The organism is Nocardia wallacei (assembly GCF_029868745.1).
GTDB classification, from domain to species: domain Bacteria; phylum Actinomycetota; class Actinomycetes; order Mycobacteriales; family Mycobacteriaceae; genus Nocardia; species Nocardia wallacei_B.
Map to the genome: position 1 here is coordinate 1 of NZ_JARWOP010000221.1, position 15092 is coordinate 15092.

The 15092-nt window shown below is 69.0% G+C and carries 14 protein-coding genes; 10 read left to right on the top strand and 4 right to left on the bottom strand.

Annotation, left to right across the window (positions count from 1 at the left end):
• Positions 1–169 precede the first annotated feature (169 nt).
• Positions 170–925 (top strand): DUF5753 domain-containing protein, encoded by a 756-nt coding sequence (locus QH470_RS18510; RefSeq protein ID WP_280273639.1) that lies wholly within the window; start codon positions 170–172, stop codon positions 923–925.
• A 214-nt stretch (positions 926–1139) separates the two neighbouring features.
• Here the strand turns inward: QH470_RS18510 and QH470_RS18515 are convergent, their stop codons facing one another.
• Positions 1140–1613 carry a hypothetical protein gene (locus QH470_RS18515; protein WP_280273640.1) on the bottom strand — a complete coding sequence of 158 codons (474 nt, stop codon included), beginning with the start codon at positions 1611–1613 and terminating at the stop codon, positions 1140–1142.
• A gap of 185 nt (positions 1614–1798) precedes the next feature.
• Between QH470_RS18515 and QH470_RS18520 the strand changes: the two genes are divergently transcribed.
• A complete protein-coding gene (locus QH470_RS18520) occupies positions 1799–2536 on the top strand; it encodes a response regulator transcription factor (RefSeq protein WP_400180267.1) in 738 nt (245 codons plus the stop codon).
• Between the two features lie 34 nt (positions 2537–2570).
• On the top strand, positions 2571–3995 hold the full coding sequence (locus QH470_RS18525; RefSeq protein WP_280273642.1) for a sensor histidine kinase: 1425 nt from the start codon (positions 2571–2573) through the stop codon (positions 3993–3995).
• Between the two features lies 1 nt (position 3996).
• On the opposite strand, the gene QH470_RS18530 is transcribed toward QH470_RS18525, so the two are convergent.
• Positions 3997–4422, bottom strand: a complete 426-nt coding sequence (locus QH470_RS18530) for an HIT family protein (RefSeq protein ID WP_280273643.1) — start codon at positions 4420–4422, stop codon at positions 3997–3999.
• 79 nt (positions 4423–4501) lie between these two features.
• On the opposite strand from QH470_RS18530, the gene purD reads away from it, so the two are divergent.
• Positions 4502–5782 (top strand): phosphoribosylamine--glycine ligase, encoded by a 1281-nt coding sequence (gene purD / locus QH470_RS18535; protein WP_280273644.1) that lies wholly within the window; start codon positions 4502–4504, stop codon positions 5780–5782.
• A gap of 63 nt (positions 5783–5845) precedes the next feature.
• On the opposite strand, the gene QH470_RS18540 is transcribed toward purD, so the two are convergent.
• Positions 5846–6691 carry a M23 family metallopeptidase gene (locus QH470_RS18540; RefSeq protein ID WP_342228451.1) on the bottom strand — a complete coding sequence of 282 codons (846 nt, stop codon included), beginning with the start codon at positions 6689–6691 and terminating at the stop codon, positions 5846–5848.
• Positions 6692–6951: 260 nt separating this feature from the next.
• Here QH470_RS18540 and QH470_RS18545 point away from each other — a divergent pair, with 260 nt between their 5' ends.
• The 5 genes from QH470_RS18545 (at position 6952) to QH470_RS18565 (ending at position 12034) form a co-directional block, all read left to right on the top strand.
• Positions 6952–8112, top strand: a complete 1161-nt coding sequence (locus QH470_RS18545) for a pyridoxal phosphate-dependent aminotransferase (RefSeq protein ID WP_280273646.1) — start codon at positions 6952–6954, stop codon at positions 8110–8112.
• Positions 8113–8305: 193 nt separating this feature from the next.
• Positions 8306–8998 (top strand): TetR/AcrR family transcriptional regulator, encoded by a 693-nt coding sequence (locus tag QH470_RS18550; RefSeq protein WP_280273647.1) that lies wholly within the window; start codon positions 8306–8308, stop codon positions 8996–8998.
• 47 nt (positions 8999–9045) lie between these two features.
• Complete coding sequence (purB, locus tag QH470_RS18555; RefSeq protein ID WP_280273648.1) at positions 9046–10467, top strand: adenylosuccinate lyase; 1422 nt, start codon at positions 9046–9048, stop codon at positions 10465–10467.
• A 40-nt stretch (positions 10468–10507) separates the two neighbouring features.
• A complete protein-coding gene (locus QH470_RS18560) occupies positions 10508–10942 on the top strand; it encodes an HIT family protein (protein ID WP_280273649.1) in 435 nt (144 codons plus the stop codon).
• 132 nt (positions 10943–11074) lie between these two features.
• Positions 11075–12034 carry an alpha/beta hydrolase gene (locus QH470_RS18565; protein WP_280273650.1) on the top strand — a complete coding sequence of 320 codons (960 nt, stop codon included), beginning with the start codon at positions 11075–11077 and terminating at the stop codon, positions 12032–12034.
• A gap of 12 nt (positions 12035–12046) precedes the next feature.
• Here the strand turns inward: QH470_RS18565 and QH470_RS18570 are convergent, their stop codons facing one another.
• Positions 12047–12271 (bottom strand): DUF397 domain-containing protein, encoded by a 225-nt coding sequence (locus tag QH470_RS18570; RefSeq protein WP_280273651.1) that lies wholly within the window; start codon positions 12269–12271, stop codon positions 12047–12049.
• 554 nt (positions 12272–12825) lie between these two features.
• On the opposite strand from QH470_RS18570, the gene QH470_RS18575 reads away from it, so the two are divergent.
• Positions 12826–15024 (top strand): S9 family peptidase, encoded by a 2199-nt coding sequence (locus QH470_RS18575; RefSeq protein ID WP_280273652.1) that lies wholly within the window; start codon positions 12826–12828, stop codon positions 15022–15024.
• The last annotated feature ends 68 nt before the right edge of the window (positions 15025–15092 follow it).

The following is a 15092-nucleotide window of genomic DNA, read 5'->3' on the forward strand; positions in this document are numbered from 1 at the left end:
CTCCGGGCGGAAATCGCGCAGCACCGCCCGCAACTGGGCGTCGCTGAAACTGCGGGCGTTGCCGTAGTACCGCTCCTCGAGCGGCAGCGAGCCGCGGTGCAGCAGGCTCTTGCCACGGGTGCCAGGGGGGGGGTTCAACCCCCGCGCCGCCGTCCTCCCGGGGGGCGCGTTGGCTACGGCCGCGGGCTGGCAGGGGTCCAAGGTTTCCAAGATCGAACACGGCAGGCAGACACCGACCGAGACAGATATCCACGAGTGGTGCCGCTGGTGCCATGCCGACTACGCCGTACCGGACCTGATAGCGACGCTTCGCAATCTTGCCGCCGCTTACATGGAGTGGCGGCGCGTCGTCGTCTCCGGACATGCCCACCGCCAGCGCCAGGCGATCACTCTGGAGTCCGGCACCCGGTCGATACGCGGCTACCACCCGCGCGTCATTCCCGGACTGGTGCAGACCCGCGACTACGCCGAGGCGATCTTTCGCCGCACAGCTGCGTTCTACCGCGCACCGGATGACGTGACGGCGGCGGTGGACGCCCGAATAGAGCGGCAAGACGTGCTGCATCACGGCGACCACCGCATTCATTACGTGATCGAGGAACAGGCGCTCTATACGTCGGTGGGCAGCGATGCCGTCATGGTCGGACAGTTACGTCATCTCTTGGCCGTGATGACGCTGCCCCGCCTGGTCGTTGCGATCCTGCCGTGTACGGCCGAGTACCACGCTCCGTCAACGAACTTCGTGGTTCATGACCGCAAGGTGGTCTTGGTCGAAACCGTAGCGGCTGAGCTGACGATCACCCGGCCGTCCGAGATCGCGCTGTATGAGAGGTCCTTCGCTCTGCTGGCAGCGCAGGCAGTTCACGGTGACGTAGCTCGAGAGCTGATCACGACCGCCCTGGAGCGCCGCAGCGGCGCATCGTGAGTGCGGGTAAGAGGGTATCGGCACACCCTGTTGAGGATGGCCCCGAAGTGGACACAACTTGGCATCGCAGCGATTGACGCCGAGTGAGTTACATTTGATGTGTTTTCGCAGGTAGAGCAGCATAAAGCCCCCTGATCAGGACCGCTACGAGAGTTCAATCCTGACAGGGGGCTCAAATAGGGTCTGACCTGTGAGAACAGGTCGGTCAGCGGCGCTAGATCTCCCGGCAGGCGCCCTTGTAGTGATAGTCGGGGACATTCCGCTGGGCGTCCCGCTCGGCGGCGTCGATCGCTGCGGGCTTGGTGTGCCCGGATCCGGATCCGGTGACGACACCCTTCGGCTTGCCCTGCTCGAACAGTGGGCATTCGACCCTCGCGTGGTACTGCGAGTTCGGCGGTCTCGGGGGTGTCGATGTCGCGCGCGGTGGTTGCGAGGGTGTGGGCGCCACGGTCGGTTGTTGCGAGGGTGCGGGCTTCGCGGGCGGTGAATTCGGGGATCGGGGCGCGGTGCGTGGCGCCTTCGGGCGGCCGGGCGCCGGGCGCGGCGCCTTCGGGGGTGCGGGCTTCGGGGGTGCGGCCACCAGCACGGCATCCTCCTCCGGCGTCGGTGCCGAATTGGCCGGCCCGGCCAGGGCCACGCCGATCGCCAGCGGTAGCGCGACGGTCGCGATCAGCTTCCGCAGACTCATATGGATTCCTCCTCCTGTCGGCGGATGCCTCCCCGCCTTCGCCTTTCACAGGGTTAGGACGGGCGTCAACGCTGGTCGGTTCCAACGATCTTCGCGAAATGGGCGGAGCCTGGCCGGTCCGGCTCCCAGGAAACTCCCAGCGAAGGCACAGCGTGCGTGGCGGGGTGGGGAGGACCATGGGCGTTATGAATGGTCAGCCTGCCGAACGGACGCCCGAGGCGCGTGTGCTCGTGGTGGACGACGAACCCATGATCGTCGAGTTGCTCACCGTGAGTCTGCGGTATCAGGGGTTCGAGGTCGCTGCCGCGGGCAATGGCGCCGAGGGGCTGGACCGGGCGCGGGTGTTCCGGCCGGATGCCCTGATCGTGGATGTCATGATGCCGGGCATGGACGGGTTCGGGCTGCTGCGGCGGCTGCGGGCCGACGGGATCGATGCGCCCGTGCTGTTCCTCACCGCTCGTGACGAGGTGGAGGACAAGATCACCGGGCTCACGCTGGGCGCGGACGACTATGTGACCAAGCCGTTCAGCCTGGAGGAAGTGGTGGCGCGGCTGCGGGTCATCCTGCGTCGCTCGGGGCATACGGTCGAGGAGCGCAAATCCTCGCGGCTGCGATTCGAGGACATCGAACTCGACGACGACACCCACGAGGTGTGGAAGGCCGGCGAACCGGTGGCGCTGTCGCCGACCGAATTCACGCTGCTGCGATATTTCATGGTCAACGCCGGGACCGTGCTCAGCAAGCCGCGCATCCTCGATCACGTGTGGCGCTACGACTTCGGCGGTGAGGTCGGCGTCGTCGAAACCTACGTCTCCTACCTGCGCAAGAAGGTCGATACCGGGCCGGACCGGCTGATTCACACGCTGCGCGGGGTCGGCTATGTGATGCGCGCGCCCAGTCGCAGCAGGTCGTCGGTGAAATGAGCGCGCGGCAGGCCGGTGACGTCGCGGTCGTGCCGTGACGGGCGCGCTGTCGCGGCGGCTGGCGGCGGTGCCGCTGCGCGTGACGCTCGTGCTGGCCCTGGTGTTGCTGGCGGGGCTGGGTTTGCTGGGCTCCGGTCTCGCGGTGACCTCGGTGATGCAGCGCATCCTCATCGATCGCGTCGACCGTGAGATCGCCGACGCGGTAGAGGGTTTCGCGCGACCGGGTGCGCCGCAGCCGCCGAACCGGCCGTCCGTGCGACCGGTCCGGACGCTGGAACCGTTCTATGTGCGCGTGCAGGATTCGGCCGGGAACCTCCGGATCTGGATCGATGACGCCGGGTCCGCGCCGGAGATTCCGGACGACCTGGGGCGGCATCCGCGCACGGTGGGTTCGGTCGGCGACCCGGGCGCGCACTGGCGCGCCGCGCGGGTCGCCAATGCCGACGGGACCAGCGTGGTGGCGTTGCCGCTCAACGGAACCGAGAACATCGTCGACCGATTGATCGGTCTCCAAGTGCTGGTGGGTGCGATCGTGCTGGCCGCGTTGGCGGTGGTGGCGCAACTCGTCATCCGGCGCAGCCTGCGGCCGCTGCTCGCGGTCGAGGCGACCGCGGCGGCCATCGCGGGCGGCGACCTGCATCGGCGAGTTCCGGTGCGGCACACCAACACCGAGGTCGATCGGCTGTCGCAGTCGCTGAACGGGATGCTGACCCAGATTCAGCAGGCCTTCGCCGCCACCGAGGCCTCGGAGGAGTCGGCGCGGCGGTCCGAGGCGAAGATGCGGCAGTTCGTCGCCGACGCCAGCCACGAATTGCGCACCCCGCTCACCACCATCAAGGGCTTCGCCGAGCTGTATCGTCAAGGGGCACTGCCAGATCCGGCGCTGTTCATGGATCGCATCGAGAGTGAATCGAACCGGATGCGGCTGCTGGTGGAGGATCTGCTGATGCTCGCGCGGCTCGATGCGCAGCGGCCGCTGGAACGCCGCCCGGTGGACCTGCTGGCGCTGGCGAGCGACGCCGTGCACAGTGCCCGCGCGGTCGACGCCGTTCGCCGGCCGGAGGGTCCCGCTCGCGAGATAGACCTCGAAATACGTTCCGGTACAGGGACTCTGGAGGTGCACGGCGACGAGGCGCGGTTGCGGCAGGTGCTGTCGAATCTGGTCGACAACGCGCTCGTGCACACTCCGCCGGACGCGGCCGTGACGGTGCGGCTGACGCCCGGGGCCGACGAGGTGGTGCTCGAGGTCGCCGATACCGGGCAGGGCCTGCCGGACGAGCAGGTCGAGCGGCTGTTCGAACGCTTCTACCGCACCGATGCGTCTCGCAGCCGGGACAGCGGCGGGACCGGGCTGGGGCTGTCGATCGTGCAGGCGCTGGTCGCCGCGCACGGCGGCACGGTGGGGGTCACCAGTGCCGTCGGGGCGGGGACCACGTTCACCGTGCGGTTGCCGCGGTGAGTCAGTCGGGCACGTTGGCGCCGTAGCCGAGGTCGCGCAGCGCCTGCTTGATCTTGGTCTGGGCCTCGTCCAGGGATTCCGGGCTCGGGGACGGGTCGGCCTGAGAGATGTTGAAGTCGGCCAGGTCGAAGGCGGGGAACACGTGGACGTGCAGGTGGGGGACCTCGAGTCCGGCGATGAGCAGGCCCGCGCGGGGGGCGTCCCAGGCTGACCGGACCGCCCGGCCGATCTTCTGGGCTATCTCGTTGATCTTCGCGAAGGTGGCTGGGTCGAGGTCTTGCCACTGGTCGATTTCCTTGCGGGGGACGATCAGGGTGTGGCCCTGGGTGACCGGGGCGATGGTGAGGAATGCGACGAACTCGTCGTCTTCCCAGACGAATCTTCCGGGGAGTTCGCCGTCGATGATCCTGCTGAAGACAGAAGCCATGAGGGCGAGTGTATTGGGGGTGTGATTGCGGGGGTGATACCCGGCAGGGGGTGTGGAGGCTTGACCTAAGCTGTTTCGGGTGCGAGTACTCGTCATCGGTTCCGGAGCCCGTGAACATGCCCTCGTGCTGGCCCTGCGGCGGGATCCGGGGGTGAGCGGCGTTGTCGCCGCACCCGGTAATCCGGGGATGGCGCAGCTGGCGCAGTTGCGTGCGGTCGATCCCTGTAGCGCCGAGGCAGTGGTGGCGCTGGCGACCGAGGTTGCCGCCGATCTGGTGGTGATCGGGCCGGAGGTGCCGCTGGTGCTGGGGATCGCGGATGCGGTGCGGGCGGCGGGGATCGCCTGCTTCGGCCCGTCGGCGGCCGCGGCGCGGATCGAGGGCTCGAAGGCGTTCGCCAAGGATGTGATGGCCGCGGCGGGTGTGCGCACCGCGCACAGCGAGGTGGTCGACCATCCGGGCGAACTCGATGCCGCGCTGGATCGTTTCGGGCCGACCTGGGTGGTCAAGGACGACGGGCTCGCCGCCGGCAAGGGAGTGGTGGTGACGACCGACCGGCTCGCCGCTCGCGACCACGGCGCCGAACTGCTCGAGCAGGGGCACCCGGTGCTGCTGGAGTCGTTCCTCGACGGCCCGGAGGTCTCGCTGTTCTGTCTGGTCGACGGCGAGACGGTGGTGCCGCTACTACCCGCGCAGGACCACAAGCGCGTCGGCAACGGCGACACCGGACCCAACACCGGCGGCATGGGCGCCTACACCCCGCTGCCGTGGCTGCCGCCGGAGACGATCACCGAGATCGTCGACGGTGTCGTGAAACCCGTTGCGGCGGAGATGGTCCGGCGCGGCGTGCCGTTCTCCGGGCTGCTGTACGCGGGGCTCGCGATCGGCCAGGACGGTCCCGCCGTGGTCGAATTCAACTGCCGCTTCGGCGATCCCGAGACACAGGCGGTGCTGGCCCTGCTGGACAGCCCGCTGGGCGCGCTGCTGCACGCCACGGCCACCGGCACCCTCGCCGAGGCGGACGCGCCGCGCTGGCAGGACGGCGCCGCGGTCACCGTGGTGCTGGCGGCCGAGAACTACCCGGGCCGTCCCCGCACCGGCGACGTGATCACCGGCACCGAGGGCGCGGAGCCGAATACCGAAGTGCTGCATGCCGGTACGTCGCTGCGGGCCGACGGCGCCCTGCTCTCCGGCGGCGGCCGGGTACTCAACGTGGTGGCCTCCGGCGCCGACCTCGCCGAGGCGCGCGAACGCGCCTACGCCCGGATCGCGGCAATCAAGTTGCCCGGCAGCCACTACCGCACCGACATCGCCCTCGCCGCCGTCGAAGACCGCATCTCCATTCCCACCGCCCGGGTGTAGACGCCCGTCCCCCGCCGCTGGGTTGCACCGTCCATGGCGCGCCAGGGCGAGGCGAGACCCTTCTCAGCCCAGTTGGAGGCCGTGTAGGGCGAGCCAGGGTTGGGGGTCGACGTGTTGGCCGTTGACCAGGATCTCGAAGTGCAGGTGCGGGCCGGTGGAGTCGCCGCGGTTGCCGACTCGGGCGATTTGCTGACCGGTCCGGACACGTTCGCCCACCGAGACGAAGAAGTCGTACATGTGGCCGTAGACCGAGATGGTGCCGTCGTCGTGCCGGATGCGGACCCACAGGCCGAAGCCCTGAGCCGGACCGGCGTCGATCACGGTGCCGTCGGTGATGGCGTAGATCGGCGAGCCGATCGGGGCCGCGATATCGATCCCGGCGTGGAAGGTGCCCCAGCGCTGCCCGAACCCGGAGGTGAACGCGCCGCGCGCGGGAAGCACGAAGCCGCCGATTCCGGGCAGGATCCCACCGGGTACGGGCGTGACCGTGCCGCCCAGCCAGGGCGCGGGTTGACCCGAAACGGCCGCTGCCGCTTCGGCTTTCGCACGCTCCAGGGTGGCGCGCGCGGCCGCGGCCACCACCTGCGACTCCCGGATGTGCTCGCCGTTGTTGATGGCGTTCAGGTACCGCTTGCTCGACTCCGGGGCCGCCCGCACCTGCAGCGGGTACGCGACCGCGATCCGCTGTTCGCGGCCCGGCCCCGGTTCGGCGATCACCGGCCGCGGCCCGGTGGCATCGGCCGCGGCGAACAACGCCACCACGACCACTCCGGCCACCAGGACCCGATGCCGCAGCAGCCAGGCCCGCAGCCGGGTCCACGATTCGTTCGCGTAGGCCTTCCAGTCGCGTCGCAGGAAGCCGCGCCAATCGAACCCCGCGAGCGCCGTCCAGCCCCGTCGGGCCGACACGCGCGCCCGTCCGGCCGACGTGCGCACCTGCGCTGCCGCCGTGCGGATCCGCCGCCGCCGCGCCGCTCGTTCTCGTCGCAGCGTCGATCGCCAGTCCGGGCGGAGAACCGACCCACCCCCTGGTAAAACCTTTGCGCGGCGTGCCTGGTCAGGCATTCTGCCGACGATAACAGGGCGATCATCCGAGTCGCAGTCCGCAAGGCGGGAGTTCAGGTTCGTCTCAGGAACATCGCGAATCCGCCGTGCTCTACCGTCGTCTGGTGCGCAGTGAATCCCGCCGGTCGACCGTTCCGCCCTTCTACGTCATGGATGTCTGGAAGGCGGCCGCCGAGCGCGCCCGCACCCACGGCGACGTGCTGGTGCTGGCCGCCGGGCAGCCGTCGACCCCCGCGCCCGCGCCCGTGCTGCGGGCGACGAAGGCCGCGCTGGACCAAGAACTGCTGGGCTACACCGAGACCTTCGGCGTGCTCCCGCTGCGCGAGGCGATCGCCGGGTATCACAGCCGCACCTACGGTGTCTCGGTCGATCCGGACGACGTCGTGGTCACGACGGGTTCGTCGGGCGCGTTCACGCTGATCTTCCTGGCGGCCTTCGACATCGGCGACACCGTGGTGGTCGCCCGCCCCGGCTATCCGGCCTACCGGAACACGCTCGCCGCCCTGGGGTGCCGGGTGATCGAACTGGACTGCGGTCCGCAGACTCGTTTCCAGCCGACCGTCGCGATGCTCGAGGCGTTGCCGGAGCCGCCGGCGGGGCTGATCGTGGCGAGTCCGGCCAACCCGACGGGCACCATGATCGACCCGGAGGAACTGGCCGCCCTGGCCCGCTGGTGCGATGCGCACGGCACGCTGCTGATCTCCGACGAGATCTATCACGGCATCGTCTACGCGAATACCGAACCGACCACCTCGGCATGGGAGACCTCGCGGGAGGCCGTGGTCGTCGGCTCGGTGTCCAAGTACTTCTCGATGACGGGCTGGCGCCTGGGCTGGATGCTGGTGTCGGCGGGCCTGCGCCCGGCGCTGCAGCGGCTGGCGTCCAACATGACCGTCTGCCCGCCGGCGATCTCGCAGTACGCGGCGGTGCACGCGTTCGGGCCGGAGGCCGCGGCCGAACTGGACGGTCACGTCCGCCGGTACGCCGACAATCGCGCGCTGCTGCTGGCGGGCCTGCCCGAACTGGGCATCACCGAACTCGCCCCGGCCGACGGCGCGTTCTACGCCTACGCCGATATCGCCCATCTGACCGACGATTCCACGCGCTGGTGCGCGGATCTGCTGGCGCACACCGGAGTAGCGCTCGCGCCGGGCGTCGATTTCGACACCGCCAACGGAAACCACACGGTTCGTTTCTCCTTCGCGGGCGCTACCGCCGACATCGAAGAGGCGCTGGTCCGCCTCCGGCGATACCTGGACACGTGAACAGATCGCCCGTCTGAACAGCATCGACGCGCTAAGACTTTTCGTTCCGGCCCACCCTGGACGCCCGGATGCGGTAGAAAAGCGGTGGTTGTTTTTTCAACACCGCGGGCGCATTTGCCCACACGAACCTGAATTGTCGTAGATCGCACCGATTTAGCACGGATGAGCTGATGATGACTGGCACGATGACACGGTGATCACCGCGACGACACCGAAAGGCGAACGGCGTCGCCAAGCACTGGTCGCGGCTGCCGCCGAGTTGCTGCTCGAGGGCGGGTTCGATGCGGTGCGCCACCGTTCGGTGGCCACCCGCGCGGACCTACCGCTGGCGTCGACGACCTACTACTTCGAGTCGCTGGAGGATTTGATCGCGCGCGCGGTCGAATTCAGCGGCAACGCCGAACTGGACGCGATGCGCCGCCGAGTCGGCGAAGTGACCCATCGCCGTCGCGGCGCCGACGCGACCGTCGATCTGATCCTGGATCTCCTGGTGGGTGTGGACGGGCACAACGAATTCGAGCGCGGCCAGCTCATCGCGCGCTACGAACGATCGGTGGCCTCCGCCCGCCACCCGGAGTTACGGGACGTGCAGCTACGACTACGCGCTCAACTCGAGGAGCTGCTGGCCGATGTGCTGCGCCGGTCCGATCGGGTGGTGCGGATCGAGCAGTTGCGGCGGCTGGTCGCGGTGGTCGACGGCGCGGTGGTGGCGGCGCTGGCCGAACTGGATCCGCAGCCGCGCCGGGTGGCCCGCGCGGCCCTGCTCGAATTGATCGATGTGATCGCGCCGCCGACCTCGCAGCACCTCGCCGCCCCGCATTCCGCCGCGCCCCATCCGCCGCCGCACGCACCGCCGCATCCGCTGTCCCAGCACACGACCGCCTGAACCACAGCGGCGGCAACCCGCCGGTCACCGAACATTAGACTGGCGCCGTGAGTCTTGTCCCGAACGTCCTCGCCACCCGGTACGCCAGCCCCGAACTGGTCCAGCTGTGGTCGCCCGAGCACAAGATCGTGCTCGAGCGCCGGCTGTGGCTGGAGGTCCTGCGGGCGCAGACCGACCTCGGCGTGGACGTGCCGCCCGGGGTGGTGGACGACTACGAGCGCGTGATCGGCCAGGTCGATCTGGCGTCGATCGCCGAGCGGGAGCGGGTGACCCGGCACGACGTGAAGGCGCGCATCGAGGAGTTCAACGCGCTCGCCGGGCACGAGCACATCCACAAGGGCATGACCAGCCGCGATCTCACCGAGAACGTGGAGCAGTTGCAGATCCGGCTGTCGCTCGAGCACGTGTACCGGCACGGTGTCGCGGTGGCGGCCCGGCTGGCCGAGCGGGCCGCCGAGTACCAGACGCTGGTGATGGCGGGGCGCTCGCACAATGTCGCCGCGCAGGCCACCACGCTGGGCAAGCGTTTCGCCAGTGCCGCCGACGAGCTGCTGATCGGGCTGACCCGGCTGCGCGAGCTGATCGACCGGTACCCGCTGCGCGGCATCAAGGGCCCGATGGGCACCGCGCAGGACATGCTGGACCTGCTCGGCGGCGATTCGGCAAAGCTCGCGCAACTCGAGCAGAAGGTGGCGCGGCACCTGGGTTTCGCGACGGTGCTCACCAGCGTCGGGCAGATCTATCCGCGCTCGCTGGACCACGATGTGCTCTCCGCGCTGGTCCAATTGGGCGCGGGCCCTTCGTCTTTCGCGCACACCGTGCGCCTGATGGCCGGGCACGAACTGGTCACCGAGGGCTTCCAGCCCGGCCAGGTGGGCTCGTCGGCGATGCCGCACAAGATGAACACGCGCTCGTGCGAGCGGGTCAACGGCCTGCAGGTGGTGTTGCGCGGGTACGCGTCGATGGCCGCGGAACTCGCGGGCGCGCAGTGGAACGAGGGCGACGTGTTCTGCTCGGTCGTGCGCCGCGTCGCGCTGCCGGACGCCTTCTTCGCCGTCGACGGCATGATCGAGACCTTCCTGACGGTGCTCACCGAATTCGGCGCCTACCCGGCCGTGCTCGAGCGCGAACTGAACCGCTACCTGCCCTTCCTGGCCACCACGCGGATCCTGATGGCGGCCGTGCGCGCGGGCGTCGGGCGGGAGACGGCGCACGAGGTCATCAAGGAACACGCCGTCGCGGTCGCGCTGGCGATGCGTGAGCAGGGGCGCGAACCCGATCTGCTGGACCGGCTCGCCGCCGACGACCGGATGCCGTTGGACCGCTCCGCCCTCGACGAGGCGCTGTCGGACAAGTCGGTTTTCATCGGCGCGGCCGAATCTCAGGTGGCCGATGTCGTCGCGCAGGTGCAGAAGCTGGTCGACGCGGACCCGGAGGCGGCGCGCTACACACCGTCTCCCATTCTGTAGCCCGCCCGCCGGTGGCGGCGGAGACGTAGGCTGATCGCCCATGGACCCGTATACGATCTTCGCCGATATCGTCGCCGGCCGCGCCCCCGCGTCCACGGTGTACGAGGACGACGATGTGTTGGCGTTCATGGATATTCGGCCGATGACCCCGGGGCATCTGCTCGTGATCCCCAAGGTTCCGGCGCGCGATCTCGCCGAGCTGGATCCGGAGATGGGCGGCAAGCTGTTCCGGGTGGGTCAGCGGCTGGCGGCGGCGCTGCGCGCGTCGGAGGTGGGATGCGACGGGGTGAACTTCTTTCTCGCCGACGGAGTGACGGCGGGGCAGGAGGTGTTCCATGTGCACCTGCACGTCATACCGCGCACTCCCGGTGACGGATTCGGGTTGCGCGGCCGCCCGACGAGTCCGGCCCGCGCCGATCTGGACTATCTGGCGGGATCCATCCGCGGGGCGTTGGAGCGTTCGGTTCCGGAGTGATCCGGCCGCGCCGCGGTCGGCGCGACGTACTCTGTGGTTTGCTGGAGAAACGCCAGCGAGCCGCTGCGACCGGGTTTTTCGGGTCGTGCGTTACTTTTGTTGGCACTTGTGGTGGGCTGATGGAGGTGCGAAATGCGGCGTAAGGCCGTTGCTGCTGTTGTGCTCGCTATTGTCGCCGGTGCGTTCGGGCCGTGGGCCGGGCCGCCGCCACGGGCGTCCGCGGCGCGGGTCGTCGGCATCGATGACCTGAGTCCGACCAGGTCGGCGGTGTTCGTCGAGTCGGCCGCCATGGGCCGCGTCATTCAGGTACAGGTGCTGCATCCGGCGGGCGGCGGCGCGCGCCCGTCCTATTACCTGCTCGACGGTCTGGATCCGGGGGAGCGGCAGAGTACCTGGACCAATGCCACCGACGCGGAGCCGTTCTTCGCGGGCAAGAACGTCAACGTGGTGCTGCCGATGGGTGGTCAGGCCAGCTACTACACCGACTGGCAGAACGACGACCCGCGGTTCGGCCGCTACCGGTGGGAGACCTTCCTGACCCGGGAACTGCCCCCGATCATCGACGCCAACTTCTCCGGCGACGGGACGAACGCCATCGGCGGGCTGTCGATGGGCGGCATCGCGGCCTTCGTCCTGGCGGTGCGCAATCCGGGGCTGTATCGCGCGATCGCCGGTTACAGCGCCTGCCCGGACCTGGGGCTGGCACAGGGCCCGATCCTGTTCTCCATCGCCAATCGCGGCGGAAGTCCCGGCAATATGTGGGGCGCCCCGGGCAGCCCCGAATGGGGTGCGCACGATCCGGCGCTGCTGGCGGATCGCTTGCGCGGCACCACCATCTACCTGTCCACCGGTACCGGAATCCCCGGACCGCACGAGGCCGAGATCAAACCGCAGCTGCCCGAGAACCTCTTCTTCGGCGGCCCGATCGAGGCCGGTGTCGACGGGTGCGTGACCGCGTTCGAACGGCGGCTGCAAGGGCTGGGGATTCCGGCCCGCATCGATCGCAGCCCGGTGGGCACGCACTCGTGGTCGTACTGGCAGGACACGCTGCACGCCTCGTGGCCGACCATCGCTTCCGCCATCGGGGCGTGAGGCGGCCGCGAATCAGGACTGCGGGACCGAGCCCGGACGGTTGAATTCGCCGTCCTTGGCCCCGGCGACGAAGGCCTTCCACTCGCCGGGGGTGAAGATCAGGGTCGGGCCGTCGGGGTTCTTCGCATCCCGCAGGGCGATGTTCCCACTGGCCAGGAAGGCCACCTCGACGCCGCCCGACTCGCTGCTGCGGTGCCACACGGCGTCGGGCTCGATCTCGCGATTCTTCGCTTCCACATCTGCTCCTGTGCGGGTCCGAATCCAGCGGATGACGCCGTCCGGAGCGGTCCGGGCGACGCCGACGTAGACAGTAGCCGGTCCGCCCGAAGCGGCGGCGCGAATGGTGGTCCGGCATTTTCCGGAGCGGATTTCCCCGGCCCGCGGGGGTGACATTCTCGTGGTTTACCTCGCAACCGAATCGGAAACCCCGCTGATTGTGGCGGATATACGGCGTCGACCAGTCGGCGTAGTCGAAAATGTGCGCCGCGCCACACCCCAGGCACGACAAGGATGGAGCACCGCATGGCACCCGTCTTCGACAGTTGCGCGGTGGTGCCCCGGCACCTCACCGTCGAGCAGGCTCACAACATCTTGCACATCCACAGCAGCTGTCCCACCGATCAATGCCCGCGTCGCAAAGCCGCGCTGTACTTTTTGATGGATTCGCGGCGTACGGCCCGGGACAACCCGCGTGACCTGCGTCGACCGCTACCGCGCTCGACAGGGCTGGGTTAACCCGCCGGTTCGGGGTTGGCGACGGGTCCACCGCGCCGCGCACTACGGTGGAGCGCATGGCTCTCGACAGTGGCACCGGAACGACCCCGACCGCCGGCGACGCAGCGTCCGCCGGAACACCGTCGCCGCTCGATGGCGCGACGCCGCCGATCGCCGAACGGGTGCCGACCGAACGGGTCCACCACGGCGACACCTTCGTAGACGACTACGAATGGCTGCGCGACAAGGAGAACCCGGAGGTCATCTCCTACCTGGAGGCCGAGAACGCCTACACCGAAGCGCAGACCGCACACCTGCGGCCGTTGCGGGACAAGATCTTCGACGAGATCAAGGCGCGCACGCAGGAGACCGACCTCTCCGTCCCGGCCCGGATGGGCGATTTCTGGTACTACTCGCGCAGCTTCGAGGGCAAGCAGTACGGGGTGCACTGCCGCTGCCCGGTCGCCGATCCGGACGACTGGACGCCGCCGCAGCTCGAGGCCGACACCGAGATACCCGGCGAGCAGATCCTGCTGGACAGCAACGCGCTCGCCGCGGACCACGAGTTCTTCGCGCTGGGCGCCTTCTCGGTCAGCCACGACGGCACGCTGCTGGCCTACTCGATGGACACCGTCGGTGACGAGCGATACGTGCTGCGGTTCAAGGACCTGGGCACCGGCGAACTGCTGGGCGACGAGATCCCGGGCACCGCGCCCGGCGCGACCTGGTCGCTGGACGGCACCCACGTTTTCTATCAGACCGTCGACGAGTCGTGGCGGCCCGACACCGTGTGGCGGCACCGCCTCGGCACCTCGACGGACGCGGACGTCAAGGTCTTCCACGAACCGGACGAGCGCTACTGGGTGAGCATCGGCGCCACCCGCTCCGAGAAGTATCTGATGATCTGGGTGGGTTCGAAGATCACCACAGAGGGCTGGGTGCTCGAATCCGATGATCCCGAAGGCGAATTCCGGGTGCTGCTGCCCCGGCGCGAGGGGGTCGAGTACTCCGCCGAGCACGCGGTGATCGGGGGGCAGGATCGGTTCCTGGTGCTGCACAACGACATCGTGGACGGGGTGAAGGCGGAGAACTTCGTGCTCGCCGAGGCCCCCGTCGACGATCCGGCCGACCTGACGATCCTCATCCCGCACCGCGACGACGTGCGACTCGAGGACATCGACTGCTTCGCCGCCCATCTGGTGCTGTCGTACCGGCGCGAGGCGCTGTCGCGGGTCGCGGTGTGGCCGTTGACGTCCGAGGGCTATGGCGAACTGCGTGAGCTGGACTTCGGGCTGGAACTGTTCGCCGCCGGTGTCGGCTCCAACCCGGAATGGGAGCAGCCGACGCTGCGGCTCGGGCTGACCTCGTTCATCACCCCGGTGCAGGTCTTCGACTACGTGCCCGCCACCGGCGAGCTGACCCTGCGCAAGGAGCAGGCGGTGCTGGGCGGCTACGACCCCAAAGACTATGAGCAGCACCGGGATTGGGCGGTGGCCGCGGACGGGACCCGGATCCCGATCTCGCTGGTGCGCCGCAAGGACCTCGCCGGTGCGGACCCGAAGCCGTTGCTGCTCTACGGTTACGGCTCCTACGAGGCCAGCATCGACCCGGCGTTCTCGGTGTCGCGGCTGTCGCTGCTGGACCGCGGCATGGTGTTCGCGGTGGCGCACGTGCGCGGCGGCGGCGAGATGGGGCGGCTGTGGTACGAGCACGGCAAGACGCTCACCAAGCGCAACACCTTCACCGACTTCGTCTCCTGCGCAAAGCATCTCGTCGATACCGGGGTCACCGCGCCCGACCGGATGATCGCCGACGGCGGCAGCGCGGGCGGCCTGCTGGTGGGCGCGGTCGCCAACCTGGCGCCCGAACTGTTCACCGGCATCCTCGCCAACGTGCCGTTCGTGGATCCGCTCACCTCGATCCTGGATCCCTCGCTGCCGCTGACCGTCATCGAATGGGACGAGTGGGGAAATCCGTTGGCGGACAAGCAGGTCTACGAGTACATGAAGTCCTACTCGCCGTACGAGAACGTCGAGGCCAAGGAGTATCCGGCGATCCTGGCGATCACCAGCATCAACGACACCCGGGTGCTGTACGTGGAACCGGCCAAGTGGGTGGCGAAACTGCGTGCCACCAAGACCGGCGACGCGCCCCTGCTGCTGAAGACCGAGATGAGCGCCGGGCACGGCGGCGTCAGCGGGCGCTACGAGAAGTGGAAGGAAGTGGCGTTCGAATACGCCTGGGTGCTGGACACGGTCGGCCTGGCGGACGCCTGATTCGGTAGCGCGAATTCGTCGGCGCGTCACCCGCGCAGCACGGTGCGGACACCTGGCCCACGCAGAGT